The organism is Nocardioides malaquae (assembly GCF_015070385.1).
In the GTDB taxonomy this organism is placed as follows: domain Bacteria; phylum Actinomycetota; class Actinomycetes; order Propionibacteriales; family Nocardioidaceae; genus Nocardioides; species Nocardioides malaquae.
In genome coordinates, this window is the sequence record NZ_JADCSA010001065.1 from 1 (window position 1) to 241 (window position 241).

Annotated in this window: 1 protein-coding gene; it reads right to left on the bottom strand. The window is 53.1% G+C overall.

The window, feature by feature from the left end:
• On the bottom strand, positions 1-241 hold a 241-nt coding region (locus IEQ44_RS16440), incomplete at both ends, for a hypothetical protein (RefSeq protein WP_193639478.1).

The window sequence follows — 241 nt, forward strand, 5'->3', positions numbered from 1 at the left end:
CCTGTGTCTATTTCGTTCTTTGAGGATCCCCAGGTTGACTTTGAACCACTGCTCCTTGCTCTTGCGTGCCTCGGTGCCTTTCTCCCAGTTGTCCTTGTCCGGCTTCTCCTTCATCCACGGCTGCTTGGGTTCCTTTCTCTTAGTCGTGCTGTCATAGTAGTCAATCATCCTGTTGTCCAGCAGGCCCATGGCTGTGAACTCATGGATCCCTGGGAGGTTGAGAGGCTTGGAGAAAGCTGTG